This is a genomic window from Maribacter litoralis, assembly GCF_003075045.1.
Taxonomy (GTDB): Bacteria; Bacteroidota; Bacteroidia; order Flavobacteriales; family Flavobacteriaceae; genus Maribacter; species Maribacter litoralis.
Map to the genome: position 1 here is coordinate 52,878 of NZ_QCZD01000002.1, position 21,610 is coordinate 74,487.

Annotated in this window: 17 protein-coding genes; 5 read left to right on the plus strand and 12 right to left on the minus strand. The window is 36.9% G+C overall.

Features of this window, described 5'->3' with window-relative positions:
• Positions 1 to 2: 2 nt before the first annotated feature.
• The 3 genes from DCS95_RS07560 to DCS95_RS07570 form a co-directional block, all read right to left on the minus strand.
• The gene (locus DCS95_RS07560) at positions 3 to 3,104 is read right to left on the minus strand and encodes a SusC/RagA family TonB-linked outer membrane protein (protein ID WP_116770214.1); all 3,102 of its coding nucleotides are present in this window, start codon (positions 3,102 to 3,104) and stop codon (positions 3 to 5) included.
• A 147-nt stretch (positions 3,105 to 3,251) separates the two neighbouring features.
• The gene (locus DCS95_RS07565; protein WP_116770215.1) at positions 3,252 to 4,379 is read right to left on the minus strand and encodes a family 10 glycosylhydrolase; all 1,128 of its coding nucleotides are present in this window, start codon (positions 4,377 to 4,379) and stop codon (positions 3,252 to 3,254) included.
• Positions 4,363 to 5,451, minus strand: a complete 1,089-nt coding sequence (locus DCS95_RS07570) for a carbohydrate-binding family 9-like protein (RefSeq protein ID WP_116770216.1) — start codon at positions 5,449 to 5,451, stop codon at positions 4,363 to 4,365. The genes DCS95_RS07565 and DCS95_RS07570 overlap by 17 nt, the downstream gene beginning before the upstream one ends.
• Positions 5,452 to 5,785: 334 nt before the next feature.
• Here DCS95_RS07570 and DCS95_RS07575 point away from each other — a divergent pair, with 334 nt between their 5' ends.
• Genes DCS95_RS07575 through DCS95_RS07590 form a run of 4 tightly spaced genes read left to right on the plus strand, consistent with a single transcriptional unit; the run spans position 5,786 to position 9,560 of the window.
• Positions 5,786 to 6,871, plus strand: a complete 1,086-nt coding sequence (locus DCS95_RS07575) for a sensor histidine kinase (protein WP_116770217.1) — start codon at positions 5,786 to 5,788, stop codon at positions 6,869 to 6,871.
• Positions 6,868 to 7,581, plus strand: a complete 714-nt coding sequence (locus tag DCS95_RS07580; RefSeq protein ID WP_116770218.1) for a LytR/AlgR family response regulator transcription factor — start codon at positions 6,868 to 6,870, stop codon at positions 7,579 to 7,581. The genes DCS95_RS07575 and DCS95_RS07580 overlap by 4 nt, the downstream gene beginning before the upstream one ends.
• 31 nt (positions 7,582 to 7,612) lie before the next feature.
• Positions 7,613 to 8,326 carry a tRNA1(Val) (adenine(37)-N6)-methyltransferase gene (locus tag DCS95_RS07585; protein WP_116770219.1) on the plus strand — a complete coding sequence of 238 codons (714 nt, stop codon included), beginning with the start codon at positions 7,613 to 7,615 and terminating at the stop codon, positions 8,324 to 8,326.
• A gap of 55 nt (positions 8,327 to 8,381) precedes the next feature.
• Positions 8,382 to 9,560 carry an acyl-CoA dehydrogenase family protein gene (locus tag DCS95_RS07590; protein ID WP_116770220.1) on the plus strand — a complete coding sequence of 393 codons (1,179 nt, stop codon included), beginning with the start codon at positions 8,382 to 8,384 and terminating at the stop codon, positions 9,558 to 9,560.
• Positions 9,561 to 9,686: 126 nt separating this feature from the next.
• Here the strand turns inward: DCS95_RS07590 and DCS95_RS07595 are convergent, their stop codons facing one another.
• The 6 genes from DCS95_RS07595 to DCS95_RS07620 all read right to left on the minus strand — a co-directional run bounded on the left by DCS95_RS07595 (position 9,687) and on the right by DCS95_RS07620 (position 17,057).
• Positions 9,687 to 11,054, minus strand: coding sequence for a GH1 family beta-glucosidase (locus tag DCS95_RS07595; RefSeq protein ID WP_208630754.1), 1,368 nt, complete (start codon positions 11,052 to 11,054; stop codon positions 9,687 to 9,689).
• A gap of 16 nt (positions 11,055 to 11,070) precedes the next feature.
• Positions 11,071 to 12,069 carry a glycosyltransferase family protein gene (locus DCS95_RS07600; protein WP_116770221.1) on the minus strand — a complete coding sequence of 333 codons (999 nt, stop codon included), beginning with the start codon at positions 12,067 to 12,069 and terminating at the stop codon, positions 11,071 to 11,073.
• Complete coding sequence (locus tag DCS95_RS07605) at positions 12,066 to 12,929, minus strand: UDP-2,3-diacylglucosamine diphosphatase (protein WP_116770222.1); 864 nt, start codon at positions 12,927 to 12,929, stop codon at positions 12,066 to 12,068. The genes DCS95_RS07600 and DCS95_RS07605 overlap by 4 nt, the downstream gene beginning before the upstream one ends.
• A gap of 239 nt (positions 12,930 to 13,168) precedes the next feature.
• On the minus strand, positions 13,169 to 15,466 hold the full coding sequence (locus DCS95_RS07610; protein ID WP_116770223.1) for an FdhF/YdeP family oxidoreductase: 2,298 nt from the start codon (positions 15,464 to 15,466) through the stop codon (positions 13,169 to 13,171).
• A gap of 83 nt (positions 15,467 to 15,549) precedes the next feature.
• Positions 15,550 to 15,915 carry a DUF7009 family protein gene (locus tag DCS95_RS07615; protein WP_116770224.1) on the minus strand — a complete coding sequence of 122 codons (366 nt, stop codon included), beginning with the start codon at positions 15,913 to 15,915 and terminating at the stop codon, positions 15,550 to 15,552.
• Positions 15,916 to 16,178: 263 nt separating this feature from the next.
• Positions 16,179 to 17,057, minus strand: coding sequence for a nucleotidyltransferase family protein (locus tag DCS95_RS07620; protein WP_244178416.1), 879 nt, complete (start codon positions 17,055 to 17,057; stop codon positions 16,179 to 16,181).
• A gap of 142 nt (positions 17,058 to 17,199) precedes the next feature.
• Between DCS95_RS07620 and DCS95_RS07625 the strand changes: the two genes are divergently transcribed.
• The gene (locus tag DCS95_RS07625; protein ID WP_116770225.1) at positions 17,200 to 18,552 is read left to right on the plus strand and encodes a Gfo/Idh/MocA family protein; all 1,353 of its coding nucleotides are present in this window, start codon (positions 17,200 to 17,202) and stop codon (positions 18,550 to 18,552) included.
• 3 nt (positions 18,553 to 18,555) lie between these two features.
• Here DCS95_RS07625 and DCS95_RS07630 read toward each other — a convergent pair whose 3' ends face one another.
• The 3 genes from DCS95_RS07630 to DCS95_RS07640 form a co-directional block, all read right to left on the minus strand.
• Positions 18,556 to 19,743: an AEC family transporter gene (locus DCS95_RS07630; RefSeq protein ID WP_116770226.1), complete on the minus strand. Its 1,188-nt coding sequence runs from the start codon at positions 19,741 to 19,743 to the stop codon at positions 18,556 to 18,558.
• Positions 19,744 to 19,863: 120 nt separating this feature from the next.
• Positions 19,864 to 21,054, minus strand: a complete 1,191-nt coding sequence (locus DCS95_RS07635) for a pyridoxal phosphate-dependent aminotransferase (RefSeq protein ID WP_116770227.1) — start codon at positions 21,052 to 21,054, stop codon at positions 19,864 to 19,866.
• A 31-nt stretch (positions 21,055 to 21,085) separates the two neighbouring features.
• Complete coding sequence (locus tag DCS95_RS07640; RefSeq protein ID WP_116770228.1) at positions 21,086 to 21,586, minus strand: hypothetical protein; 501 nt, start codon at positions 21,584 to 21,586, stop codon at positions 21,086 to 21,088.
• Between the last annotated feature and the right edge of the window lie 24 nt (positions 21,587 to 21,610).

Below are 21,610 nucleotides of genomic sequence, written 5' to 3' on the forward strand. Positions count from 1 at the left end.
TTTTAAAACTTTACATTGATAGTTAGACCGTAACTTCTAGAAGAAGGAACTCCAAAATATTCCAGACCTTGAGAGTTTCCAACAGTGTAAGCACTTTCTGGGTCAATATTATCTACACTTCTTTTTATGTAGAATAAGTTAGAAGCGATAAGCGATACATTAACATTGGTTAAAAATACATTGTCTAGGGCTTTCTTTGGTACGGAGTAACCCAAGCTTAATTGTCTGAATTTAATATAATCAGAGTCTTCAACGAATTCTTCTGCGATATCTGCAATTTCACCATAATAGTCAGCTAAATTTTCTGGTGCAACTGTCGTTGTAAATGCAGCTCCAGATTGGTCAACACCAGATACGGTCAACCCATTTTCTCTGCCTTCTAATGTGTTTTTATGTAGACCATTACCATATAGGATCGTGTTGGTGCCAGAAAATATCTGTCCGCCAAACTTTCCGTCGATCAAAAAGTTCAGATTGAAGTTCTTGTAAGTAAATGAATTTGAAAAACCTAATGTCAATGGTGGTACACCTTCACCTAAAATCTTACGCTCTCCTTCAACAGCTCTTGGTACACCATCATCACCTACTTCATAAACTATAGTACCGTTATCATCACGCTCGTAAGAAACACCAACTATAGAACCATAGGTTTCACCAACAATATGGGTAATTCTTACGTTCTGTGTTCTTGGTTCATCAAGGTTAATATCAGAGTCAACATCGTCAGTAGCAACTACCAGGCCTTCATTATAAGCACCATTTACGGTCATATTCCAAGAGAAGTCATCTGTTCTAATGGGCGAACCACTAATTAAGAATTCAACACCCTCATTGGTTACCTTACCTAAATTTGCGCTAGCACCGTTATAACCAGAATACGTAGATGTTGATACATTTACAATATCATTTGTTGTTTCATTGCTATAGTAAGCAACATCAAAAGATAGGCGGTTGTTAAAGAACCTCATATCTAAACCAACTTCCGTTTCGCTTTTACTAAAAGCAACTAAATTGGCATTTGGAACTGTACTACCGGAAACTCTACCTAATGGCTGACCGTCAATTGGGATTCCGAAAATTTCATAGTTCAAAGCCAAAGAGTAAGGATCTTGAGCACCACCTGCAACTTCAGAATAACCACCTCTTAATTTTAAGAAGCTAACGAAAGAAGGCATGTTAAAAGCATCCGATAATATCAAACTACCATTAACTGAAGGGTAGAAATCATCATTAGGAGTAGTTTTACCCGGGAAGGATAATGTAGAGAACCAGTCATTTCTACCTGTAAAGGTAACATATGCCCAACGGTCATAAGATAGTTCTAATGAACCATATACAGAACCAATTTTTCTTTCTGAATATTCTCTGCTACGAGATTGGCTAACTGTATTACCTATGTCTTCTAAACCTGGAACAATAAAGTCATTACCGCCTAAATATAGATTTTCAGATTTAACGTGGTTGTTGTTAGCACCTACTAATGCAGATATGGCAAACTTATCTGTAATATCTTTTTCTGCAGCTAATATTAAATCGGCATCAACTTGATTGTATCTTCTTTCTTCTTCTGTTATACCACCTAATGGCTTGTAAGCTGTTCCGTAAGGTTCAACAGAAGTTCTTCTAATAATATCATTATCTATACCAATTCTACCGGTTAACGATAACCAGTCTAAAATATCATAACGGAGAGATGTAGAAGCAATTATTCTGTTTCTAACATCTTCATTGTTGAAGTTATAGGCTGCAAAATATGGGTTTGTGGAAAATGTGTTATTAGAGAATTGTCTCTCAGTACCATCAGGATTTGTAGATGGCTGTAACGTAGTTACATCGATGTTACCTGGCAGCAAAGCCACTGAAAAGTTAGCATTACCAGGAGAATCTGAAAGTCTTGGTCTGTTTTTAACCTTTTCTATAATGTACTTGGCATTTACGCTGCTCGTTATCTTTTCTCCTAATATTGCACTAGAATTGAAAGAAAAAGACTTTCTGTTTAAGCCGGCATTTGGTAGTACATCTGAATTATCTAGATTTGATGCAGAAAGTCTATAGGTCAAATCTTCTTTGGCACTGGTTATGGCAACCGTATTAATAAAAGTAGATCCCGTTCTATAGAATTTGTCAACGTTATTACCTACATAAGAGTAAGGTCTTGAAACACCATCGAACTGAGTTGAATTTACACCATCATAAGCTTCTCCCCAAGAAGAACTACCTGCCTCTAATGCGGCACTTTGTGAAGATGGTCTTACACCTCTAACACCTTGTCCATATTCAGTTTGAAAATCTTGTAATGAAGTGTCTACTTTGTCAAAAGTTACAGAGCTACCCACTTCGATGCCAAAACCTTCTTGTCCTTTACCAGATTTTGTGGTTACGATAATAACACCACCTGCAGCACGAGAACCGTACAGTGCAGATGCCGCACCACCTTTAAGTACGGAAATGGATTCAATATCATCTGGATTTAAACTTGAGATACCATCACCACCATCTGAACCACCCCATAAACTGGCTGAACCATTATTGCCGTTACCGATCGGAATACCATCCACTACATAAAGTGGTTGGTTGTTACCAGATAATGAACTTGCACCTCTAATAACTACTCTACTGGAACCAGCTGCACCGGTAGCATTTTGAGAGATGTTTACACCGGCAATTTTACCTTGTAAGGAGTTAATGGCATTTGGTGTCTTGATAGTAGAAATTTCTTCAGCATCAACTTCCGTTAAGGAGTATCCTAATGCTTTGGTTTCTTTACGAATACCTAATGCGGTAACTACTACTTCGTCTAATTCACTGGCATCTTCTGCAATTGAGGTATTGACGGTAGATCTACCGTTAACACCAACTTCTTTGGTCTTATACCCTAAAGAGGAGAAAACCAAAGTTGCATTTGCATCAACGTTGATTGTGTAATTACCGTCGAAATCAGTAGAAGTTCCGTTTGTTGTGCCTTTTTCAACAACGTTTACACCTGGCAAAGGTATACCGGTATCGTCTGTGACAACACCAGAAACGCTTTTACTTTGACCTATTACCGCCTGAAAAAAAAGCAGTAATGCAACGGTCAAAAAACTTGAGAATTTTTTGTACATAAATAAGTGAGTTAAGTTAGTTTGTATAAAATACTGTCATAAGTTGAACCATTCCCCACTCAATCATTAAAAATTTCGACAAATAACTGTTGTGAAAAGCTTAACAACGTGTTAACAAAAAGAAAATTTTTACTAATGAAACAATTCTTAAGGGTTTTGTAATGCCCTAATAACCTGCCATTGTTCATCTGTAATTGCTGGTCCGTCAAAAAAAGAGACACCATTTGCACCATTGCTTTTTGCTTGATGAATAGCTTCGTTAAGTTGATTAACAGTCATTTCTGGAACATAAATACCCGTGTGTAATTCTGTGTCTCTACCTTCTAAATCTGCTACGCCTTGTTTTGTGGCATAACCGATCCAATCTATTTCTTCGTTATAGAATTTATTATAGATCATAGGTAAAACGGCATCTACTTTCCATTTGTCCCAACGTTGGCGTACCATATGGTCTGCCATTTCTGGATAGGGGAATACAGCGGCCGTTAGTATTTTGCCGTTTTCATGGGTGATTTTATATGCCTCATCTACAATCGATTTTATTTTATTTAGGCGGAAATTTTTCCATTCCATATCTATTGCAGGATTTGTAAAGTCCTTTGGGTTTTTATGGTGTATTTTTTCAAATTCCGCTGTACAAACATCACAGTAACAGAAATCATATCTTGGCAATTCTGTCTCCTGTTTTAAATCATATTTTGGTAGCAGTCCAATAGGAAGAAAAATATCTGAATATCGTATATAATCTAAATGATAGCTAGCTACGCCTTCTACTTTAGATAAACCTTCTATTAAACCAAGAATATGCTCTCTAGATTCTTTTCGGGTCGGGCAAAGCCATTTGTAATAACCCACATAAGGTGGTTCGTCATAGCAAGATTTTCCATCCCTACTTACGGCATACCACTCTGGGTGCTGCTCTGCAACCTTATCACCTGGGCGGTTCATGGTAAACATCCATGCATGTACTTCAAGATCATGCTTTTTGGCTATAGGTACTAAACGGGCTAGTAATTCTGGATCACCATAGGTGTTGATTAAAATGGCGTCCAAACCATTTTCTCCATATTTTTTAAACTCTTCATCAAATGATTCGTCTGTTCTAGATTTGTCAGCTGTGGTCCATGTCCAAAGTTTAAAATTTGATTCTTTAGTTGTGGTTGTACTATTTGTAATAGTTTCTGCCACTTCTTTTTGTGGTTTGTTTTCACAGGAAACAATAAGTAATGGAATAAAAAGTGTTAGAAAGTGAAAGAATTTAGTTGGTTTGTTCATGGTAGGTTTCAAATTTTCCGTCGGTATGTATAACTAGTTGATTATTTGTGAAAGGACTTTTCACCCAAATGTCGAAGCCAAAATTATTCTTTTCTAAAACCGCAATGACTGGTTTTCCCTTTATTATTTTAGCTTCTCTTTGAAGTTTTCCGTTTTTAAGGTTCCAGCCTTGTTCATTTTTGTTCTTGACGTTTCTGTACAATTGGTACATATACCATTTTATATGTTCGTCTTCGGGAATAGTAAATGTTTTAGAATCATCTTTACTAAAGTATACATAGCCCCAATGTTCTGGCTCGTGCATATTTATTACCCCTTGTGGAGACCAGACCCAATTATATTCGGGTAAAAATTTCCCATTTGAATCTTTCTTTCTGTAATACTTGCCGTTGTTTAAATCAAAGTCCCAGTTAACCCTAGAAAAGTTGATTCTCCAAAATTCATTTTCTGGTACTTTGGTAGTACCGCCCGGGGCTGTGGTAAATGACCATGGAATGGCTATTTCAATGTTCCACCCTTTATCTATGTCAGATGAGTTATTTAATGTACCATTTATATTCACTGCTGTTTCAATTCCCTTAAAATCCCATCCATCCATAATATACCCATGATTTCTATAGGGTTTTGATAGGTACAGATCCCAAATGGTATTTAGGGCATTCATCTCGAATTCATAATAATTATGGGTATCACCATCTGGATCTATAAATATTTCAAAATCATTGTTGTAGAAGATAATGGTGTCTCTTTGCTTTAAGTTAGCCCAAACATGGGACTCTTCAAGTTGTGCAAAAAAGTACATGTACTGTTGGTCCCATAACATTTTAAACTTTGTAGGGTAAGTAGGTTTTTTAATGCCTTCTATATCAATGAAGTTACTTGACCAGTTAGCAGACTGCCATGCATCTTCGTTCATTTTACCATCAATTGAAATAGGTTCAGTTGTGTTTTCTGCTATATAGGTACGTGGTGTTTCTTGAGCTATCAATGATATTGCACCAAGATAGATAAGAAACAATAGTAATGCTATGGCTTTCTTTGTTTTTAGTGATTTTTTATCGGTTATTTCCATAGCCTAATATTTTGGTCTGTTCTTGTTGTCTAACTCATAACCTAAAGAATAGGGAAAATAGAAGCAATTAATTAGGCTAACTTCTATATTTAGCAGTGCTAGGCACCAAAAACAGTATTGCAGTATAAAGCTTTGTCTTTTGTTTAGACTTTTAAAATGCGCTTTTGCTCAAGTTGTTTTAACTACATTTAGCAATAATTAGCTTTTATGGTTATTCTGAGATTATTGTTGAATATTTTTAAAATTCTTCGTAAACTGAATATTTTTAGCCTAACAACTATGGATCGTTGCCCAACGTCATATTAGGGCAGAATAAAATTAGTGTTTGAAGCCTATGGATATTAGATTAATGAAGTTATTGAGAAGGCCCAAATTTTTTGGTACCAGTGAGATCAAACCTTGGCACCATATTTTATTTTGGTCGGTCTATTTTGTCTTCAATACTTTTAGGTGGACGTTTATACATGACGATTTCTTACTTTCTTTACGAACTAACCTTATCGGTTTTCCTATTCATATGTTTTTGGCATATTTAAATGCCTATTACCTAATGCCCAAGTTTATTTATACAAAGAGGTATTTGGAGTATACGGTGTATATACTGCTATCATTGTTTATAATGCTTTTGGTGAAATATAATCTTACCTATTATTTGGTGAGTACAGATGTAATGCCAGAAGGACCAGAAGTTATCAATACCCTTACTATTGGCTATGCCGTGCAAACTATGATAGGCGAAGTTTATGTAATCTCTTTCTTTACGGCGATAAAACTGACTATAGATTGGTTGAGGGAAAGTAGTAAACTACACGATTTAGAGAAGCGACAACTTAAGACAGAACTTCGCTTTTTGAGGTCGCAGGTATCACCCCATTTTTTCTTTAATACATTGAATAATATTTATTCATTGACCTTAGAAAAATCTGATCAAGCCCCAGAGGTAATTTTGAAACTCTCAGAACTAATGCGCTATTTACTATACGCAACGAAGAAACAGAGGCAAGATTTAACCAGTGAAATTAATTGTATTAGAAATTACATAGATTTGGAACGTATTAGGTTCGATGATTCGTTGAAGATAGATATGAATATATCTGGTAATCTAGATAATTGTAAAATACCACCAATGCTATTGATTCCCCTTATTGAGAATTGCTTTAAACATGGGGCTAGTAAGAATATAGGGGATATGAAAATTAAGATTGATGTAAAGGTTGATGATGATTGGATGGATTTTAAAGTGTCCAACTCTATTCCACTTGTAAACAAAGAATACGTATACCCTGTAAAAAGAGGAGGCATAGGTCTTTCTAATGTCAAAAAAAGGTTGGAGCTGGGGTATGCGAAGAACGAATATGATTTAAAGATTTTCGAGGAGGATAAAATGTTCAATGTGTTTTTAAAGCTTAAGGTAATATGATTTTAAAAGTAATAGTAGTAGATGATGAGCCATTGGCGGTAAATGTGATTAAGAACTATATACTGAGGGTGAAAGAATTGCAGCTGGTCGGTACTTTTTCCAATGCTTTGGATGCATCTACTTTTTTAAGGGATAACGAGGTAGATATTATGTTCTTGGATATTAATATGCCTTTTCTTGACGGATTGGAGTTTTTAAGCACCTTGCACAAAAAACCTTTTGTAATTATGACAACCGCTCATGAAGAGCATGCCTTAAGGAGTTTTGAACTGGAGGCTATTGATTATTTGGTGAAACCAATTTCATTACCTCGATTTTTCAAATCTGTTGATCGTATCATCGGTCTTAGGAAAATAGGCAATAATGGTGGTGCTGACAAAGATGAGAAGCCTTCCATTTTTGTTAAGGTGGATAAAAAGAAATTGCAGAAAATTTACCTTGATGAGATTATGGTGATAGAAAGCCTTAAGGACTATATCAGGATTATTACACCTACCGCTAAATATATTATTCATAGAACCTTAAGTAGCTTTACGGATGAGCTACCTGGTGATAATTTTATTAGAATACACCGTTCGTACACTATAGCCGTTGATAAAGTAAGTGTAGTAGAAGGTAATAGTGTGGAGATTGGGGGTATTAGATATACTATTGGAAGAAGCTATTTAGCCGATGCCAAAAGTAGAATACTCAATAACCTGACGGACTAAAATTTTCTACTAATTTTAGAAATAAATTACGTTGAGCAAGCTATTTAAATTTAAACAATTCAATATTGAACAAGACCGTTGTGCTATGAAAATTGGTACAGACGGTGTTCTGTTGGGTGCTTGGGCGCCAATTATAGGTTCGCCCATATCTATTCTTGATATTGGGGCAGGTACGGGTGTCATCGCTTTAATGTTGGCTCAGAGGAGCAATGCAGAGGTAATTGATGCTCTTGAAATCGATGCTGAAGCCTATGAGCAATGTGTGGAGAATTTTGAATGCTCCCCTTGGGGAGATCGACTGTACTGTTATCATGCCGGTTTAGATGAATTTGTTGATGAGATCGATGATGAATATGAGTTAATAGTATGTAATCCGCCTTTTTATTCTGAAACGGTTGCATCTGGAAATTTACAGCGTGATCAAGCAAGGCAAAATGAATTTCTTCCTTTTGATGAACTTTTAGAAGGCGCTGCCAAATTATTGGCGGAAAACGGAACGTTTGCCACTATAATTCCTTTCAAGGAAAAAGATGCTTTTTTAAATATGGCGGTAGGGCTGGGCTTGTTTCCCTATAAATGTTTGCATGTAAAAGGTAACCCTAAGGCAGAAGTTAAGCGGGTGCTGTTGGCATTTTCTAAAGAACAAAAAGACTGTGAAACTTCTGAATTGATTATTGAAATTGAAAGACATCGGTATACTACTGAATATGTAGACTTGACAAAAGATTTTTATTTAAAAATGTAACTTTAGCGTTACTTATTGTTATATTTCTTTATTTATCTTTGAGGAAAGCTTTGTTATGAGACCAGATTTATTTGAAGCACCAGACTACTACAATTTAGATGATTTACTTTCTGAAGAGCATTTGCTAGTTCGCGATGCTGCACGCCAATGGGTGAAAAGAGATGTATCTCCTATTATTGAAGAATATGCCCAAAAGGCAGAATTCCCCAAACAGATTATTAAAGGTCTTGCCGAAATTGGTGCCTTTGGTCCTTATATACCCGAAGAGTATGGTGGGGCTGGGTTAGATCAAATAAGTTACGGACTTATCATGCAAGAAATTGAGAGAGGGGATAGCGGCGTTCGGTCTACGGCATCGGTACAATCTTCTTTGGTGATGTACCCTATATATACCTATGGTACGGAAGAACAACGTAAAAAATATTTACCCAAACTAGCAACTGGCGAATGGATGGGGTCTTTTGGGTTGACCGAACCCAACCACGGTTCTAACCCAAGCGGTATGGAAACCAAGTATAAAGATATGGGAGAATATTATCTACTGAACGGAGCCAAACTTTGGATTTCCAATTCACCCTTCTGTGATATTGCCGTAGTATGGGCAAAAAATGAAGAAGGTCGTATTCACGGATTAATCGTAGAACGTGGTATGGAAGGCTTTACTACGCCAGAAACCCATAATAAATGGTCATTGAGAGCATCAGCAACCGGTGAATTGATTTTTGATAATGTAAAGGTGCCGAAAGAAAACTTATTGCCAAACAAATCTGGATTGGGAGCACCATTGGGTTGTTTGGATTCTGCAAGATTTGGAATTTCTTGGGGAGCTATAGGTGCCGCTATGGATTGTTATGATACTGCTTTAAGGTATGCCAAAGAACGTATTCAATTTGGTAAACCTATTGCCGCAACTCAATTACAACAAAAGAAATTGGCTGAAATGATTACTGAAATCACCAAGGCGCAATTGTTGGCTTTTAGATTGGGACAATTAAAAAATCAAGGGAAAGCTACCTCTGCCCAAATTTCTATGGCCAAACGAAACAATGTGGAAATGGCCATAAAAATAGCACGTGAGGCAAGACAGGTGCTTGGCGGTATGGGTATTACCGGTGAGTACAGTATTATGAGGCATATGATGAATTTAGAAAGTGTGATCACGTATGAAGGTACACATGATATTCATCTATTGATTACAGGTGCCGATATTACCGGAATGCCTGCTTTTCAATAACTTAACGGTTTGCTTTAATCGGCATAACATTTAAAAAAGAAAGGCAATCTATCTTTGGTATGCGCGTGTAAGATGTGTGCATGTTTTTTTAGATATAAGCTATGGCCGATGGAAACATCGGCTTTTTTATTGCTGATTTTTCGAGGATAAAAATTGGGAGAACCATTTGCCGGAAGCTTTTATAGTTCTTTTTAAAGTTTTAAAATTGATATGTACCAAGCCAAATCTAGGATAATATCCTTCTGCCCATTCAAAATTATCGGTAAAGGTCCAAACGAAATATCCGTGAACATTCAACCCATCTTGTTTTGCTTTTAAAACTTGCTCTAAATAGCGTTGTAAAAAGTGTACTCGTTCGGTATCTTTTACGGTATCTCCAGTAAAGGTGTCCTTAAAAGCAGCACCGTTCTCCGTGATTATTATTTTCTTTATTTGGGGATACCCACTGTATTTCTTAATCATATTGTAAATGCTGGGTGGGTAAACCTCCCAATCCATCAACGTAGTTTGTACGTTTCGTTTACTTGCTTTAACAATTTTTGCCCTTATATACGGTACCAGAATACTATATTTTACTTTTTCACGTGTGTAATTCTGAATCCCGATAAAATCAAAATCGAACTTACAGTCCTCCATGTCCGATGCTTTAATGTAGGGCTGTAGTTTCTTTAAGACTGGAGCGTCTTTTACGGGATAACCTAAACCTAAAGCCGGTTCAATAAACAACCGGTTCAATAATGCATCAACTTTAATAGCGGTTTTTCGATCTCTTTTGTTCTGTCTATACGGTGTAATTTGAGAGCAGGAAAATGTAGTGCCTATTTTAGCATTGATCACGGATTTTCTTAGTATTCTGCCTCCTTCGGCTTGGCATAATACAGCATGGTGGGCAGCAGGTAGAAAATTCTTCAACCTTTTTTTGCCAGGAGCATGAACGCCTAAAAAATATCCCGCACCTGTAAAAACCATAGGTTCGTTCAAGACCATCCAATGTTTTACCCTATCTCCAAAAGCGTTGGCACATACTTGTGTAAATTCTGAAAACCATCGTATAATGTTTCTATTTGTCCATCCACCTTTATCCTCTAAAACCTGTGGTAGATCCCAATGGTATAATGTTATCCATGGGGTAATGCCCTGTTCTAAGCAGAAATTGATGACATTATTATAAAATTGAACACCTGGATCGTTTATAGAGCCAATGCCATTCGGAAGAATTCGAGCCCATGATATTGAGAAACGGTAGTTGTCAATATTCATGGATTTCATCAGTAAAATATCTTCTTTATACTTATTATAGAAATCGCAAGATACCTTGGCATTGTCCCCGTTTAATACTGCTTTTGGTTTGGATGTAAAATTATCCCATATAGAAGGTCCTTTTCCATCGGCATTATACGCCCCTTCAATTTGGAAGGCTGCGGTAGAAACGCCCCACGTGAATTTTTTGCCAAAGTCTTGTGCATTCAAAAAGAATTCTTCTTGTTCTCTCAATGGAGTAGGGGCTTTTTTAATGTGTTTTTAGAGAGGTCTCTAAAAGTTGGGTTACAATTTGGTCGGTAATATCTGGGTAGTCTACCGGTACAATCGTTTCTGTATTCAGCCAATGTTGTAGTTTGGCCAGGTGTTTTGTTTTTAGGGATTTTATGACGGGTACACCCATATCTGCCAAGGCTGCGGCATTGCATTGTTGTTCATATTGCCCTTTCATTGGTATTACCAGTAGCTTTTTTTGCATATACAGGCTTTCTGCCGGTGTTTCAAAACCAGCACCACATAGTATACCTTTACTGGTGGCCATGCTATGTACAAATGCTTCATTGGTAATAGGCTTTATATGTATGTTCTTTTTAAAATATTCATATGTATTGTGCTTTGAAAAGACTTCCCATTTAACCCTTTTCATCTTACTCAAAAATTTCAGTAATTTCTCATCGCTATATGAAGGTAGGTATACGGTGTAGTGTTCTTCCTTACTAATGGTTGCAGATCGAATATCACTTCTAATTATTGGGGTATAGATATTAGGTTCATACGATTTAAAATGAAGCCCGAATTGATGACTTGTAGGTGCATAATTATTTAAGATCCATTTACCCATACGGTCCTTTTTTTTAGGTTTTGGGGCTAATGTAGAAAGAACTGCCGCTTGGTGGCTAAAGCTGTAACAGGGAATGTTCTTTAATTTACATGCCCACGCCGTAACAGGCTCAAAATCATTAATGATCAAATCATAATCTTCTACCGGTATACTTTTTATCTCTTTTTGTAAACGCATAGAGTTTGCCCTATAGTAGGTTTTCCAAACATCTACGCCACCTTTTTTTCCAAAAATAAAGCTAAGTCCTTTTAACTGGTACTTTACGGGATAGGGCAATTTAATATCTGCCTGTATACCACTTACTAAAAGGTCTAATGAAACGTTATGTTTTAAAAGTGCCGGTATTACATCTCTGGCCCTGCTTAAATGGCCGTTGCCGGTACCTTGAATTGCGTATAGTATTCTCATTTACTTTGATGGGTCATTCCACTTATTCTAAACTCTTCAAGTAGGCTTTGAAAGAGTTCTGCTTTTTCTAGAACGTAGGTTTCTTCTTTTATGTCTTCTTGGTGGTCAATGGTTAATTGATCTTCAAGATAAGAGTATAGTTTCCATGTGCCGTTATGGTATTCTAGAGCGGTTAAATTTTCTATCCAATCTCCAGAATTTAAGTAGGTAACTTCGCCTTTGTCGGTTTTTATTTTTCGAATTTCCGGTTGGTGAATGTGACCGCAAATAACATAGTCATAGCCATTTTCTATAGCAATATCAGCAGCTATTTGCTCAAAATCGTTAATGAATTTTACTGCGGATTTTACACCGTTCTTTATCTTTTTTGACATGGAAATAGGACCCTTGCCCATTTTCTTGCTAATAAAATTAATGGCTCTGTTCAATAATATTAAAAAGTCGTACCCTTTGGCACCAAGTTTGGCTACCCATTTAGAATGTTGCATGGTTACATCGAACACATCACCATGAAAAATCCAAGCTTTTTTGTCCTCAAGCGGAATCACCATTTTGTTGACAATGCCCAAAGATCCCATGCTGTTACCAGAAAATTTGCGCAAAAGCTCGTCGTGATTACCCGTAATATAATGTACAGGCACTCCTTTAGCCACCCATTCGAGTAATAGCTTAATCACCTTCATGTGAGACTTGGGCCAATAACGTTTGCTAAATTGCCAAATGTCTACAATGTCACCGTTGAGAATAACCTCTTTTGGTTTTATTGATTTTAAATATTTTAAAAGCTCTTTGGCGTGGCAACCGTATGTTCCTAAGTGAACATCAGAAATGACCACAATGTCAACTGGTCTTTTTTTCATAAATAAATGGAAGGTTCCTTAACTAGGAATGTTAAAAAAATAAAAGGGGGCAGAACGACCACAAACTTGGCATGGAGTGCAAGAATGGCAATAGGGAAAGCGGCCAATTCAATAGATTTCATATACTGAAACTTATGACCGTAAAGTTTCAAAAATTATAGCTATAGTAAGGTTACTGCTAACTTATTTTTTAGTTATCAGATTGTTAGGTAATTGAACTTCAGTACTGTATTTGGTAACTATTTCTTTACCAATCGAACTTTGACAGACTTGCTAATGGGTGTTTTGCTTTTGTCTGCAAAATGATTGTATGGCACCAGTACATTTGTTTCGGGAAAATAGGAAGCCAAGTTCCCCGAAGGAATATTATAAGGTACAATCTTAAAATTATGTGCGGTTCTTACCTGTCCGTCATACGTGCTGGTAATGTCTACAATGTCTAGCTTATTGACACCTATGGCTTTCATGTCATCTACATTCATAAAGACGACCCTTCTTGCATTATAAACTCCTCTATAGCGATCATCTAAACCGTAAATGGTAGTGTTGAACTGGTCGTGAGAACGTATGGTCATTAACATGTACTCGTCTTTTTCAAGGGTATGTTCCGGTAGTTTGTTAATGGTAAATTGAGCCTTGCCGTTAGGTAACATGCTAAAATCCAATTCACGAACATTATTTGGCAAATAGTAACCGGCACCAACAGACCGTTCTTCTGTTTTACTAAAGCCTTTGGCTACTTGGTCAATTTGCTTTCTTATTAATTCGTAATCTTCGCCTAAAGATTTCCAGTTCATTGGGTGTTCTTCTCCAAATAAAGCATGCCCCATATTGGCAATGATTTCTGGTTCGCTCATTATGGTATCTGCAGCAGGCTTTAATATTCCTTTGGATCTTTTTACCCTTCCCATGCTGTTCTCTACAGTAAAGTGACGAGGTTTACCATTTTTCATATCCTTTTCAGATCTTCCAATGGTCGGTAGAATTAAAGCTGTTTTGCCGGTGATTAAATGTGTACGGTTCAATTTTGTACTGATCTGTACGGTAAGGTCACAATTTTGAATACCTTTTGCGGTATACTCAGTATCGGATGCCGCCATTAAAAAATTACCCCCAAGACACATAAATACTTTTGCCTTGCCTTCATACATAGCTTTCAACGTACCTACAACATCTACACCTTCGTGATCTGGCGGTGTAAAACCTAAGTGCTCTTTAATACGGGCATTCATGTCTTTGTCCACAAAATGCTGAATACCAACACTACGGTCGCCCTGTACATTACTGTGACCGCGAACTGGGCAAGTGCCTGCATTTGGTTTGCCAATTGCTCCCTTTAATAAAAGCAGGTTTATGAACTCTCTAATATTCTCTACACCATTCTTATGTTGGGTAAGACCCATGGCCCAACACACGATTATTTTAGATTTATTTGCTAATAAATCTACGGTGTCATTTATTTTTTCTTCGGATACACCTGTGTGACTTAGTAGGTCTTCTGAATTATAATTTTTTAGATCGGCAATCAATGCTTCATAGCCATCTGTATATTTTTTAATGAATGCATAATCGAAAACGGATTTACCTTCTTCTTCTAAGGCAACTAGTTTCTTCAATATCAATTTCACCAATGGGATATCTTGATTGATGTTGACTGGTAAATGAATATCTGCCATGTCTTCACCACCACCGATCCATCCGCCCAGGTGTTGCGGATTTTTAAAATTGACCAATCCTGATTCCTCTAGTGGGTTTATACTGATAACCTTACCGCCGTTTTGCTTACATTTTTCTAAAGCAGATAACATTCTTGGGTGATTGGTACCTGGGTTTTGTCCAACAATCAAAATAACCTCAGCTTCGTAAAGATCTTCTAAAGTTGTGGATCCTTTACCGATGCCTAAAGTTTCTCCTAAGGCAACACCACTACTCTCATGGCACATATTAGAGCAATCTGGTAAATTATTGGTGCCTAATGCACGTGCAAACATTCCATATAAGAATGCGGCTTCGTTACTAGATCTCCCAGAGGTGTAAAAAATAGCTTCATCTGGGTTGTTCAGTTTTTTTAATTCAGATGCTATTAAGTCAAAGGCATCTTGCCATGAAATAGGTTGATAATGAACGCTGCCCGGTTTTAATACCAATGGTTCTACTAAACGCCCAAATTTATTAAGCTCATAATCTGTTAGTTGAGATAATTCTTCTACGGAATTTTTTTGGAAAAAACTTGCACCAATTTGTTGTGTTGTAGCTTCATCACCAAGTGCCTTTGCTCCATTTTCGCAATATTCGGCAACGGGCGATGGGTGTTCTGGGTCTGGCCACGCGCAACTAGGGCAATCAAAACCGTCTTTTTGGTTCATGCTAAGCAAGGTTCGCATAGATCGTAAAACCCCCATTTCTTTAAATGTATGTTTTAAAGCTTCACGCACACCTAAATAACCAGCGGCATGTGTAATAGGGTCTTTTACTTCAATGTCAAGAAATTCTTCCGATCCTCTAAATGAGACCTTGCGTTCCGTTTTTGCATCCATACCTTAAACTTAGTAAATGTAAAAATAACGGCAGTGCTAGAATGCACTAAAACTGCCTTGAAAATGTTAGAATATAGTAGACTTTAACTCAACTTTGGGTTAGGGTAGTTGTCAGACTGATCTTCAATAGTATTGTCTAAACAGGTAAAATCTTTTTCCAGCAATAAGTAAAGATCATTTCCTGAAGAAGTCTTTAATGTATGGTCGTAGGTGATAATATCATTTGAAAACCATTCTTCACCTGTTTTTTTTGGCATTTCAAGTACGATGGCATTTTTCTCATAGCTTATGTGTAATTGGTCTATGTCACTATTCAGCACTACGCCATAATTAAATTTTATAGACCCAAAATTAGTACTGTCGAAAATCTTTCCATTTTCAGATAGCGATTTTACTTCTGTTTGAGTAAGTCTAAACCGTACGGAATCACCTTTTATTCTAATTTTCATGGCTATAAATTGAGTTCACAACAAAAATAGCCCATCTGACAACAAAATATAAGGGGTTGACATCAAATTGTTTCTATTATTTAACCTTACCTATATATTTACGATGTAATAAAAAACGAAATAAATTTTTTCATTTTCATATAGTGTTCTCGTAAAAGAGTCCGGTCTAATAAGATCGGACTCTTTTTAGTTTAGGTCAATCAAGGATATAAAAAAAGCCCATTAAATAGTTTTTAATAGGCTTAGATAAACGTTTGTAAGTTTTATTTCCAAATAGGTGCAGGGTATTTACCTGTATCTGATTTTTCTTTTAAACTGTTCATAGCCTTTTCTTTATCGCTTGCGTAAGTAACCCCAAACCAATCTCCACCAGAAGGAATACATTTTACTTCAATTTCATTGGCCTGTAACATTTCTTGTATCATTAAAGGAATGTAAAGCTCGCTATTTGCAATACGGTCTTCATCTTTCAAGAAAATTCTAAATTCAGATTCTATTTTATCAAAGATAGACGGTCTGCATACCCAAAAGTTCATACTGGCTTGTTCGTCGCCCGTAAATTCTAAATTGGTATCCTCGTCGATTATTTTATCGCCTTGTTGAACAAGTTTTAAGCGCTCTTGTACAGAAATAAGGTTGTCGCCGTTTACTTCGCAAACACCTCTAGATACAGAACCGTGCTCAGACAAGGTATCTTTTAAGGTGTAACCCAATAATGCATATGCACTATCATCGGACTTCATAAAATCAGCTGCTTTTTTGTATGCAGATTGACCATAAAAATCGTCGGCGTTGATTACCACAAAGGGGCCGTTGATTACATTTCTTGCCGTCCAAACCGCATGGGCAGTACCCCAAGGTTTCTTACGTTCGCCGGTGAACGTAACTCCGTCAGGTAAATCTGTAAGTTCTTGAGCAAGAACGTTTAGTTTAATATTGCTAGGTATTCTTTTAGAAAGATGTTCTTCTAAGAAAGAAACATTCTCTTTTTTGGTGATAACTACAATTTGTTCAAAATTATTTTGAATAGCATCATAAATGGCAAATTCCATTAAGAACTCACCGTTTGGACCTAAATCATCAAATTGTTTCAGTTTTCCATATCTACTACCGCTACCGGCAGCCATTAAAAGTAATGTCATGATTTTTGTGTTTAAATATCAAAAATATGAAATGCTAATAGAAATTATGGCTCATTTAAGATGTATGATGGTTAAAATTGATAATTAGTTAATATGAATCATCAAGATTTTTATAAATTCAAAGTTCAAACAACCACCAAATATGACATCAAGAAGAAAATTTATCAGAAATACATCTATAGCAAGTATGGGTATGGTTACAATACCGGCATTTGCCCATAAAACATTTAGTGCCGCAGATAAACTTAATGTCGGTCTAATCGGGGTAGGTCTGCGAGGAACCAATCATTTACGTAATTTATTGCTTAGAAAAGATGTAAACGTTACTGCTATTTGTGATGTTGATGATAATAGGATTGCCATTGCCAAAAAACATATTGCTGAAGCGAATGGTAAGACACCTAAAATATTTGGGGCTAATGATTTTGATTATAAGAATCTTTTGTCCTTAGCAGAGGTAGATGCCGTAATAATAGCAACGCCATGGTTATGGCATACCCGTATGACAGTGGATGCTATGGAAGCTGGTAAGTATGCTGGGGTTGAGGTTTCTGCATCAAATACCTTAGAGGAATGCTGGGATCTGGTGAATACACATGAGCGTACCGGAACACATATGATGATTCTAGAAAATGTGAATTACAGAAGAGATGTTTTGGCAGTTCTCAATATGGTGAAGCAGAATGTATTTGGGGAAATGGTGCATTACAGATGTGGCTATCAGCATGATTTACGACATGTTAAATTTAATGATGGTAAAACTGCTTATGGTAAAGGTGTTGAATTTGGCGATAAGGGTATTTCTGAATCTAAATGGCGTACAGAACATTCTGTAAAAAGAAATGCCGATGTTTACCCAACTCATGGGTTAGGTCCTGTGGCTGTTATGGCAGATGTTAATAGAGGTAATAGGTTTGTGTCTATGACTTCTCATGCATCTAAAGGTATAGGGCTACACAATTATGTTGTAAAGGAAGGTGGAATAGATCACCCGAATGCAAAAGTGAAATTCAAGCAGGGTGATGTAATTACCTCAACCATTAATACAGCAAATGGCGAAACAATAATCATTACACACGACTGTAATTTGCCAAGGCCTTATTCATTAGGTTTTCGTGTACAAGGCGCAAACGGACTCTGGGAAGTGGACGGAGGCCGCATTTACCTGGAAGGTAAGTCTGAACCACATACATGGGATGAAGCCAAACCTTGGTTAGATACTTATGATCACCCCTTGTGGAAAAAATATGGTGAATATGCCTTAAATGCTGGGCATGGCGGAATGGATTTCTTTGTGCTTAACTCATTTGTGGAATCTGCCAAACAAAACATAGCACCGCCTTTAGATGCATATGATGCAGCAGCTTGGAGTGCCGTAACACCACTTTCAGAGGCTTCCATTGCGAATAATGGCGAACCACAAGATTTCCCTGATTTTACTCGAGGACTTTGGATAAAAAGAAAGCCTTACGAATGGATGAAAGAAGCGTATTAGAATTTAACTAGCCTTAGCTTCTTTTATATTCTCATTTTTTTCAAATTCATCTGTGGCTATTGTCATTTTCGATTTTTTTTTCCAGATGTTACGTGAAATTTTACGTTCGCGATCAGCTCTAAAGCTGGTTGACTTAATAATATCTGGAGCAAAAGTAACACCTAAAATAATTGCACCTAAACCAAGAAGGGTAATAGGGTTGATAAAATATTCGCTAAAAGAGAATATCCCTATTATTAAAAGTGTTGAAAAGGGTAGGGAACAAGCTAGAATGTTTAATCCGAAATTAACGTCGAATGTAGGTTTTGGCTGTTCATCTTTTTCTTCCATAGATTGTATTGCACTCATATGGGCAAATGGCCAAAAGCTACAGGCACTCTGCGGAAATACTACTAAAAGTAAAATCATTGCAGGAGTTAAAGCAGGCAGAATATAGGCGAAAACACCACTAAGTAAAAATGCCAGACCCATTCTGCGTAAAAGCATGGAAATAATCAATTTAAACTCCCCCTTGTTTATTCTCACTGCCATACCTATGAATAATAGTACTAACGGAGTCATAAGACCTTTAATGCTCAATGCGGTATTTTGAAAGAAGGTAGGCAGGGAAGATAGATCCCATCCAAAACCTAACATGACCAAGCCTATTACAATGACCATATTAATGGGTTCGTTGATTAATGAAATGAAAAGTCCTTTTAATTTACTTTTGGAAGATTCTTGTTTTTTAATAACCGAATTTTTTCGGTACCAATGCATGGCGAGCATGTACAATAAAATAAGAACGAATATTTTATTTCCTATATCGGCAAGAGCGGCTAATGCAAGTGTATCATCACCTAAATAAGCAACTATAAAAGGAAAACATGAAAGACCAGGTGCTGTTGATGGCAACAACATCATTAAGGTTCGCTTTTTGCTTTTTTCTTCTTTATGTAAAGATGCTGCCAAGAAATATTTGGTAGCCGCCAGCATTAAAAGATTAAAAGTTAGGGCAATTAACGGAAATACCAATAAGGTGCCGTTAAGTTCTATTTTTAATAGTGCAACAAAAATCGTTGCGGGCAATGCTACACTTAGTATTAGAACCTTTACACCTTTTAAATCTTGTTTTGCAACTTTTTTTTGTAGTAGTAAACCAAGACCTATGATCAGTATTAATTCGAGGGTTTTCTGTAGTGCAAAATTCATATTTTGAGAAGTTTAGTTTGAGATAGTTTGGTGTACTATGAATAGTCCTTAGGAGTTGAACTCAGGGTATTTGTGTCAAGGCAATTATCCTTACTGCCAACTCCCGGACTAATTCAAAACTTAAACGAGCACTTTTTCAAGGGCTGCAGTAAACAACTTCATCTCTTCCATGGTACCCATGCTCACGCGGCACCAGTTTTTTCCGTAGATTTCAAAAGCTCTTACACCAACACCTTCGGCGGTCATTTTCTCTAAGAAAGGTTTACCGTCCATTTCGATTGGAAATATGATAAAACTTGTTGACGAGGGTACATATTCAAACCCCAATCTGTCTAGGTTCTCATATACGTATTCCCTACATTCTTTGTTCAATTTTCTAGATTTGTCTTTAAAGGCAACATCTTCCATACTTGCCATGGCTGCGTAAACTGATGGTAATGATATACCCATGCCACCACGTGTAATTTTTTGGATAATGTCTAAAGTTTCTGGTTGTGCCACTACATAACCAACACGTAAACCGGCCATACCCTGTATTTTAGAAAATGTACGGGCAATAATTACGTTTTTACCTTCATTGATAAGTGATACCATACTCTTTTTCGCGGCATCTTCTAAAAAGCCTAAATAGGCTTCATCAATGAAAATTGGAGTCTTTTCAGATACACGAGAACAGAAATCAACAAGTTCATCATGGTCTGTCATACTACCTGTTGGGTTATTTGGGTTACAGATGTAAACCAACTTGGTGTCTTCATCAACTGCGGCCTCCATTGCAGCTAGATCATGAGACCAATCTTTTTTTAATGGAATTGGTTTCCAAGTTGCGCCGGTTGCTTCTGCTACTTTAATAAGTGACATATATGCAGGATCTGCAGAAACAATATTTCCTCCGTTTTGAAAGAACACCATAGCCGTTTTTTCCAATAGATCAGATGAACCAGGACCCATCATTATATTTTCTTGTTTAACACCCTCTTCAACCGCAATTTTGTCCATTAACTCATACAGTTCTTTCCAAGCATAACGATTACCTTTTGGTGCATACTCTTGCATTGCCGTAACCGCCATTGGTGATGGACCGTACGGGTTTTCATTTGCATTAAGTTTAGCTGCCAGTGCCAAAGGTTGCATAGGTGCTTGTGGAAGATATTCCTTAAAGAACGGTGTGTAAGGAATATTTCCTTTCGCATCTAAGGATATGGGTTGTGACGGGAAAGCCCCGTAGGTCAAATAAGGTGCTGCCATGACACCTGCTGCTGAAAGAACGCCTTTTTTAAGCCAATCTCTTCTGTTTACATTTGTTTTCATTGTGTGCTATGTTTAAGTTATTAATATTCTGTCAGTTTGTTTCCACAGGATCTGCATTTGTACCAATATCTCCTGTGGCAACGATAGTATCATCATCGGTACTTAAGTAAATACTAACATGGGCATCCAACATACCAAGTGAATCATAAAAGGTTTCATCGGTAATCACAAAGAATTTGCTCGAAGAAAACTCACCCGATGAACCATCTATATTATCTAAGGTTATAGATGTTGTGGTTCCTGTACCAGATGGACCATCTAGAATTAAGGCAGGATGCATAAGACCATCAATAGTATTATACAATGATATTTGAACTAATGTTTGGTCTAATGTCGTTTTATAGAAAACCACTCGGCCATATACATTGGAGCCCATTGGGTCTGTAGATTCAATAGTGTATGCAGTGTACGTACTTAGCGTTCCTCCACCTTCTGCAGTTGTTAGTTCAGGTTCTAGACGTTCTTGTTCACAAGAGACCATCGCACCAAAAACCAATGTTAATATCAGTATGTTCTTTATATATTTTCTCATAATTTTATCTTTAACGGTTTAACT

What these genes read in the sequence shown, in the direction of transcription:
- DCS95_RS07560 (WP_116770214.1), bottom strand. Translation starts at nt 3,104, where the DNA reads ATGTACAAAAAATTCTCAAGTTTTTTGACCGTTGCATTACTGCTTTTT.
- DCS95_RS07565 (WP_116770215.1), bottom strand. Translation starts at nt 4,379, where the DNA reads ATGAACAAACCAACTAAATTCTTTCACTTTCTAACACTTTTTATTCCA.
- DCS95_RS07570 (WP_116770216.1), bottom strand. Translation starts at nt 5,451, where the DNA reads ATGGAAATAACCGATAAAAAATCACTAAAAACAAAGAAAGCCATAGCA.
- DCS95_RS07575 (WP_116770217.1), top strand. Translation starts at nt 5,786, where the DNA reads ATGGATATTAGATTAATGAAGTTATTGAGAAGGCCCAAATTTTTTGGT.
- DCS95_RS07580 (WP_116770218.1), top strand. Translation starts at nt 6,868, where the DNA reads ATGATTTTAAAAGTAATAGTAGTAGATGATGAGCCATTGGCGGTAAAT.
- DCS95_RS07590 (WP_116770220.1), top strand. Translation starts at nt 8,382, where the DNA reads ATGAGACCAGATTTATTTGAAGCACCAGACTACTACAATTTAGATGAT.
- DCS95_RS07600 (WP_116770221.1), bottom strand. Translation starts at nt 12,069, where the DNA reads ATGAGAATACTATACGCAATTCAAGGTACCGGCAACGGCCATTTAAGC.
- DCS95_RS07605 (WP_116770222.1), bottom strand. Translation starts at nt 12,929, where the DNA reads ATGAAAAAAAGACCAGTTGACATTGTGGTCATTTCTGATGTTCACTTA.
- DCS95_RS07610 (WP_116770223.1), bottom strand. Translation starts at nt 15,466, where the DNA reads ATGGATGCAAAAACGGAACGCAAGGTCTCATTTAGAGGATCGGAAGAA.
- DCS95_RS07615 (WP_116770224.1), bottom strand. Translation starts at nt 15,915, where the DNA reads ATGAAAATTAGAATAAAAGGTGATTCCGTACGGTTTAGACTTACTCAA.
- DCS95_RS07620 (WP_244178416.1), bottom strand. Translation starts at nt 17,057, where the DNA reads ATGACATTACTTTTAATGGCTGCCGGTAGCGGTAGTAGATATGGAAAA.
- DCS95_RS07625 (WP_116770225.1), top strand. Translation starts at nt 17,200, where the DNA reads ATGACATCAAGAAGAAAATTTATCAGAAATACATCTATAGCAAGTATG.
- DCS95_RS07630 (WP_116770226.1), bottom strand. Translation starts at nt 19,743, where the DNA reads ATGAATTTTGCACTACAGAAAACCCTCGAATTAATACTGATCATAGGT.
- DCS95_RS07635 (WP_116770227.1), bottom strand. Translation starts at nt 21,054, where the DNA reads ATGAAAACAAATGTAAACAGAAGAGATTGGCTTAAAAAAGGCGTTCTT.
- DCS95_RS07640 (WP_116770228.1), bottom strand. Translation starts at nt 21,586, where the DNA reads ATGAGAAAATATATAAAGAACATACTGATATTAACATTGGTTTTTGGT.